Source organism: Mesorhizobium sp. M2A.F.Ca.ET.067.02.1.1 (genome assembly GCF_004023285.1).
Classification (GTDB): Bacteria; Pseudomonadota; Alphaproteobacteria; order Rhizobiales; family Rhizobiaceae; genus Mesorhizobium.
Window position 1 is genome coordinate 1 of record NZ_RZSB01000376.1, and the last position, 5,773, is coordinate 5,773.

General features: G+C 61.2%; 5 protein-coding genes. 2 read left to right on the forward strand and 3 right to left on the reverse strand.

Annotated features, from left to right (window positions below; translation table 11 throughout):
• Positions 1-75 precede the first annotated feature (75 nt).
• A complete protein-coding gene (locus EOA28_RS22530; protein WP_189342138.1) occupies positions 76-1,281 on the reverse strand; it encodes a DUF932 domain-containing protein in 1,206 nt (401 codons plus the stop codon).
• Positions 1,282-1,695: 414 nt separating this feature from the next.
• Here EOA28_RS22530 and EOA28_RS22535 point away from each other — a divergent pair, with 414 nt between their 5' ends.
• Positions 1,696-2,229: a MucR family transcriptional regulator gene (locus tag EOA28_RS22535; RefSeq protein ID WP_128315283.1), complete on the forward strand. Its 534-nt coding sequence runs from the start codon at positions 1,696-1,698 to the stop codon at positions 2,227-2,229.
• A gap of 88 nt (positions 2,230-2,317) precedes the next feature.
• On the opposite strand, the gene EOA28_RS22540 is transcribed toward EOA28_RS22535, so the two are convergent.
• A complete protein-coding gene (locus tag EOA28_RS22540) occupies positions 2,318-2,629 on the reverse strand; it encodes a DUF736 domain-containing protein (protein WP_128315280.1) in 312 nt (103 codons plus the stop codon).
• Between the two features lie 881 nt (positions 2,630-3,510).
• Between EOA28_RS22540 and EOA28_RS22545 the strand changes: the two genes are divergently transcribed.
• Positions 3,511-3,792, forward strand: coding sequence for an HU family DNA-binding protein (locus tag EOA28_RS22545; protein ID WP_128315281.1), 282 nt, complete (start codon positions 3,511-3,513; stop codon positions 3,790-3,792).
• Between the two features lie 227 nt (positions 3,793-4,019).
• On the opposite strand, the gene EOA28_RS22550 is transcribed toward EOA28_RS22545, so the two are convergent.
• Positions 4,020-5,773: chromosome partitioning protein ParB (locus EOA28_RS22550; RefSeq protein ID WP_128315282.1), on the reverse strand; the 1,754-nt coding region annotated here is incomplete at its 5' end.

The following is a 5,773-nucleotide window of genomic DNA, read 5'->3' on the forward strand; positions in this document are numbered from 1 at the left end:
GTGTTCCACCGATCGATCAAAGGTTTCCACGATAAGTCACGCGGCCGGATGTCCGGCCGCGCGGTGTCGTGACTATCACGCGGCCTTTTCGAGCAACGCTTTCGCCCTGCCTTCGAGTTCAAGCCGGCTATCCTGATGCGCCTTTGTGCGGGCATGTGCGGTCATGCCCTGCACGAAATCAAAGATGCTTTCCGGCGGGCGACCCTCTTCCAGCAAAACCTTTTCGATGATCTTGCCTGTCTCGGCCTTGGAGAAACCGCGCTTGCGCAGGAAACTTTCCCGGTCTTCGTCGCTACGGGCGACGATCTTCTCGCGCGCGGCCTTGATGCCGGCGATGAACGGTGCGGGGCTTGAATTTGCAAAGTTCGTCAAGGCCGGCGCTGCCTCATGAGCAAAACGAAGTGCCGCAAACTTGGAATGCCGGATGCTGATTTCTTCAAAGCCTTCCACGCCCCACAGATCGCGGTTCATGCAGACGGCGCGGAGATAGAAACTTGCAATGCCCAGTGTCTTCGAACCAACCTCCGAATTCCAGCAATAGAAGCCGCGAAAATACAAATCCGGTTCGCCATTCGGGAGCCGTCCGGCTTCGATCGGATGCGTGTCGTCCACCAGAAACAGGAACACGTCGCGGTCGCTGGCGTAGAGCGTTGTGGTGTCCTTGGAGACATCAACGAATGGATTGTGTGTCATGGTCGCCCAATCCAGAACGCCAGGCACCTTCCACATGGTGTCACCGGTGCCGTTACCCGCGATCTTCATCACAGCGGCGACAAGCTCGTGATCCCAGATGCGGCCATAGTCCGGACCGGTGACGGCGCGGAGCTCGAGGCGTCCGTCTTCTGTCTCAAGGGTTTTCATCAACTCTGCGCGATGACTCAAAAGCCCGTGCTGCAAATTGATGCCCGCCAGCGGCGCAGGAAGCTGGCGCATGTAGGTGGCCGGTGCGCCGACAAGGCTGCAAAGCTGACCAAAGCTCCAATGGGTGGGCGCGATTGGCTGTTCCTGTCCCGGCACGATCAGCGAAAGCCGCTCTGCATTTTCGCGAGTGGCTTCCACCCGCACGGCGCGGCTTTCGACGGTTCGGGCAGTAGCGCAGTCTGCTCGCTGCTTCACGGCGTCATAAAGTTCGGTGAGGCTCAGATAGCGTTCGTCATCGGGACGCGAAAACCATTCCGAGGAAACCCGCCCGATCCGCTCGCCGCGCGAGATGTCAACGCGGAAGCCGCTGGTAACCGCTCCCTGCTGGCTGTTGCTCTCGCCGTTGATGATGGTGGTCATGTTCATTGCGATCACTCCTTTTGCCGTTGATGCCGAAGGCATGTCCTGCGGCATGCCTTCCGGGGGCGCGTGAGCGCGCGGGAGTGATGGGGGCCAATGCCGGCGCGCGGAGCCGAGCTGCACGCTCGAGCGGAGCGGATCGAAATTGATCGCGACAATTACGTGGTCGGCCGCTTTGCGAGGCGGCGGCTCTGCTCTGCACGGGCGGCAATGGCGGGGAAGCGAGGGGAAGTTCCTCGCTTCCCAACGGATCGGCAAGGTATCCGCAGCCGATCAGAACGATGAAAGCGGAGCTTACCGTTATAATATTGGCTGGAGATGTGGATTGTAGAAAGGAAACGGACTATTTGCCTGATTGGCGGAATGGGTAAATCTCACGATTTTGATGTGTCCGATAAGACAAAGGAAAACTCTATGACCATTTCTCCCGAACAAAACGGCCAACTGGATACCGTTTCGATAGCGGCTGACATTGTCGCCGCCTATGTGTCGAACAATCCAGTGCCGGTCGGCGATTTGCCGAAGCTGATCGGCGATATCCATGCAGCTCTGCAAGGGATCGGCACGCCCGCGACGGAACCTGCGGTCAAGCAGGAACCGGCGGTCTCGATCAGAAAGTCGGTGACGCCGGACTTCATCATCTGCCTGGAAGATGGAAAGAAGTTCAAATCTCTGAAGCGCCATCTCGCAACGCACTACAATCTCAGCCCCGACGAATACCGGCACAAATGGAACTTGCCCGCTGACTATCCGATGGTGGCGCCGAGCTACGCGGCCACCCGTTCGGCCCTGGCGAAGGCATCTGGACTTGGACGCAAGGCAGAAACGCCTGCACCCGCGGCGGCAAAGCCAAAGCGGGCTGCTCGCGCGGCAGCGGCGGCGACAACCGCTACAGCCGTCAAGTCGTCGCCGGTGAAGAAAGCGCGCAAACCGACCACCAGAGCATAGTCCTGCTGCGCCTGACAGAAGTGCCAGGGGGCGGCGAACATGAACATGGCGAAGCCCCGCCTTAGGCGGGGCTTCGTGTTAGGCCTGATCACTCGGCGGCTCGGCGGGACCAGATGAGCGAGAACTCGCCCTCGGTTTCGGTCTCGACCAGGCTCGCATAGATCGGAGCGGGGAAGCTGGGATCATCGAGCTTGACGGAGTGGTAGTCGCGTCCCTCGCGCGAGGTCTTCTTCCATGCCGCCCCGAACTCGGTGGCGCCGGCGAAGATGCGGAAGTCGGGACCCTTTTCATTGTCGCCCTCGGCCGGCGAGAACGTCACCGTCTTGACGTTGAGGTTGAGGGTCTTGACCGAGCCGGAGAAGCCGTTCGCGGTGCGGGAGAAAGCGCCGATCGTAGCCATTGTGGTGGTTCCTTCTGTTTTTCTCGGGCCGCGCCCATCGCGACCTCGATGGTGGTCGTGAGACCGGAGACGATCGGTCTGCATCCCGGAGGGACTGAAACGAAGTGGAAGACGGCGGCGCGAGGCTTTCTTGGACCGCGAGGAATGGCCGCGTAAACCGGGGTCCCCGCCACGCCTGCGTGGTGGGGTGGTTCGGCCAGGGGAAGAAAACGCAGCGCAGCCGTTGCGGGAAGACGATCGAGGCTGAGCGAAGCGAAGACGGTCTTCGGTCAGACCAGATCCATTCGAGGGCGCGGTGGGCGTGGCCGAACAGCCAGTCGGAACCGCTATGGTGGCGAATGATTGGTCATCTGCCTTTTGCACCGTGAGTGCTTCTCCGTAGCATCAGGACGGTGAGCCCGCATTTCAATCACGATTTCGGCCGCCGCCGGCGAAGGATATCGATGAGATGGCCAAGCTCGTGCCCTTTGCCCCGAATAGGTGTCGCACTCCGATGGGGTTAGGATGACATTGCACGCGCAGTGGCCAACGCTGCCAAGCTGTCAAGGCAACCGACGACTTCCCGGTCTCCGCTCTGCTAATGGGCAATAGTCGAAACGAACTGGGACGACCGGATCACACGGGATCCTCGGTCGCGTCGCCAAGCAATCCGGTTACTCGTGGCCGCGCAGGCGCGGGTGTGGCAGCACTGGAAGGTTCGCCGCCCCCGGCGTCCAGGGTTGATGCCAAGGAGAAGAGCAGCTTGCTTCGTTGGTTGCCGGTGGAAATGCCTCCTCGAGCCTTGTTTTGCAACGGATTCCGCTTCCAGGGGCGATGACAGCCCGGAATCGCCTGTGGCATAAGGTCAGCCGTCGAACCGATGCAAAAAAAGGATGGAAACGATGGCTGTAAACACGATCGATATCGCCGAACGCCTTGCTGACGCGCATGGCCTGTCGAAAACCCAGGCGAAGACCGTCGTTGAGGATGTGCTGAAGGGAATCGCGGAGGCCGCTGCCAAGGGAGAGGAAATCAGCCTCAACGGCTTCGGCAAGTTCAAGGTGCAGAATAAACCGGCGCGTGAAGGGCGCAACCCATCGACTGGCGCCACGATCAAGATAGCAGCTTCGAAGAAGGTCATCTTCCAGCCGGCAAAGGCTCTCAAGGACGCTGTAAACGGCTGACCGTCCGTGTGAAGAACGATGCGTCCTCGACTGGCAGCAAGGGGCTGCAATGCGGGACGATGGTCGCCCAGGCTGCTGCCTCGAAGTGTTGTCGATAGCCTCTCACTGACTGCGGTTCCAAATGTTCCGCTATCGAGGTCACGGCCGCGCCAATGGCGCGGCCGCAAAATTCACGGGGGCGACTAAAAAGCTGGCCGGAACCGCATCGCGGTTCCGGCCTTTGCGGCTTACTCGGCAGCGACGTTGAATTGCTCCCCCTCTGGAACCGAGGGCGCACCGTCGCTCAGCGTAGCATTCGCCGCATCCGGCTCATTGGCTTCCGGGGCCAGTTCGGCAACGTCCGCCGATTTGTCATCTCCACCTTCCGCCTCTTCCTGCAGTTTACCGAACACTGCCGGTTCTTGGGTCCGCATGATGGCTGGAAGCCATCCCTTTCCGGCAAGAAGCTGCTCGGCGGCTTCCGCCATCGGCTGCTTCTTCAAGGCCGACAGCCTCTCGACAGCGTCTTCGCTGGCACCTTCACGCACGGCATCAAGGATTTGCGCCTTGGTGACGCGCCCGAGGTAGGTGCGCACGGTCGGTCTCCAATGCGCCGTCATGTCGAGGTTGACCGCCGTTGCCAGCCTGTCGGCGGTCTGGTGGGCGCCAGGCTTGCGCTCCCAAGGCTGCTTCACTGCATTGACTGTTAGGGAGGCACAATGGGCAAACAGCGCCATGACGCTTGCATGGTCGAGCGAGGCAATGAAACCCCATAGGTCACCCACATCGCGGGGCATGTCCGCAGCCCACTCCGCATGTCGATCCGCCAGTGCCTTGCCCGCCGCCGTGTCCTCGATGCCGTCGGCGTGACCGGCGAGATAGACGCTGGTTGGGCCGATTTCGAGGCAGTGAGCTTCTGCGCCCTGGTAGAAGGTTTGCGCGGCAAGCGCATGTGTGACCGCGATAAGGGCGATGTCCGGCTGCTCGCCAAGCGCTAGCCGAAGCCCAAGCGTCCGGTGAGCGGTCAAGTCGCGGATCAGAAGGTCCGATAGCGGCTTGCCTTCATCCTCCGCATCCTCGTCTCGTCCACTATCCGTGTCCGATCCGATGCCGGTCTCGATGATCTCGCCATCATCGTTGACGGCATAGCCGTCGCTCTCCAGCTGCGTTTCCGCTCCGGTTTCGGGTCGTTCGTCCTCGGCGCGGATGAAACCGCGTTCGATGCGCGCCGTTCCGTCATGGGAAAGCACGACAAACACACCGCCGCGAGAGACAATATCGGGATCGTAGGCGCGACGCAGAGCGTCGATGCGCTCGATCTCGGCTTCAAGCTCGCCGAAACGCTGATCGACTTCTTCGGGCAGTTCCTCGGCGCTGTTCCATTCCTCCGTGAGCCGGTTGAATTCATCGGATGTCGTCGCATAGGCGGCTTTGTCTTCCTCCGACAAATCCACCGGTTGCGGATAGGTGCGGCGCAAGCCGTTTGCGTGCGGAAAGTCGATATGGACGTCCGCCCATTTCCAGCCTTCCGCCTGCCTGATGGTTTCGCCGATGCCCTGCAGCTTCTCGATCACCATGCGGTCGAGCAGCGCGGCATCCTCGTAGAAACCGCCGCGATCCTCGGTGAACAGATCGCGCAGGATGGCGCCGCCCGCTTCCATGTAGGCTTCCGCGCCGATGAAGATGGCGCGGCGATCGGTAGCCGCAACATGCGTCCGCGTCAGTGCGCGGCGGATGATGTAGGGCTCGCGATTATAGGTGAGGTTTTCGAAAACCTGCTCCTGCCGGACGTGATCGTCGGTGATCGCGAAGGCCATCAGCTGGTCGAGGGTCAAGTCGCCGTCGCGGTAGACCTGCATCAACTTGGGGCTGACCGCGCCGAGCCGCAGGCGCTGTCGCACGACGTGCGCGGTAATGCCGAAGCGGGCGGCGATTTCCTCGGCACCCAAGCCGCGCTCGTGAAGCTCCCGGAACGCCTCGAACTGGTCGGCTGGGTGCATCG

What these genes read in the sequence shown, in the direction of transcription:
- EOA28_RS22530 (WP_189342138.1), bottom strand. Translation starts at nt 1,281, where the DNA reads ATGACCACCATCATCAACGGCGAGAGCAACAGCCAGCAGGGAGCGGTT.
- EOA28_RS22535 (WP_128315283.1), top strand. Translation starts at nt 1,696, where the DNA reads ATGACCATTTCTCCCGAACAAAACGGCCAACTGGATACCGTTTCGATA.
- EOA28_RS22540 (WP_128315280.1), bottom strand. Translation starts at nt 2,629, where the DNA reads ATGGCTACGATCGGCGCTTTCTCCCGCACCGCGAACGGCTTCTCCGGC.
- EOA28_RS22545 (WP_128315281.1), top strand. Translation starts at nt 3,511, where the DNA reads ATGGCTGTAAACACGATCGATATCGCCGAACGCCTTGCTGACGCGCAT.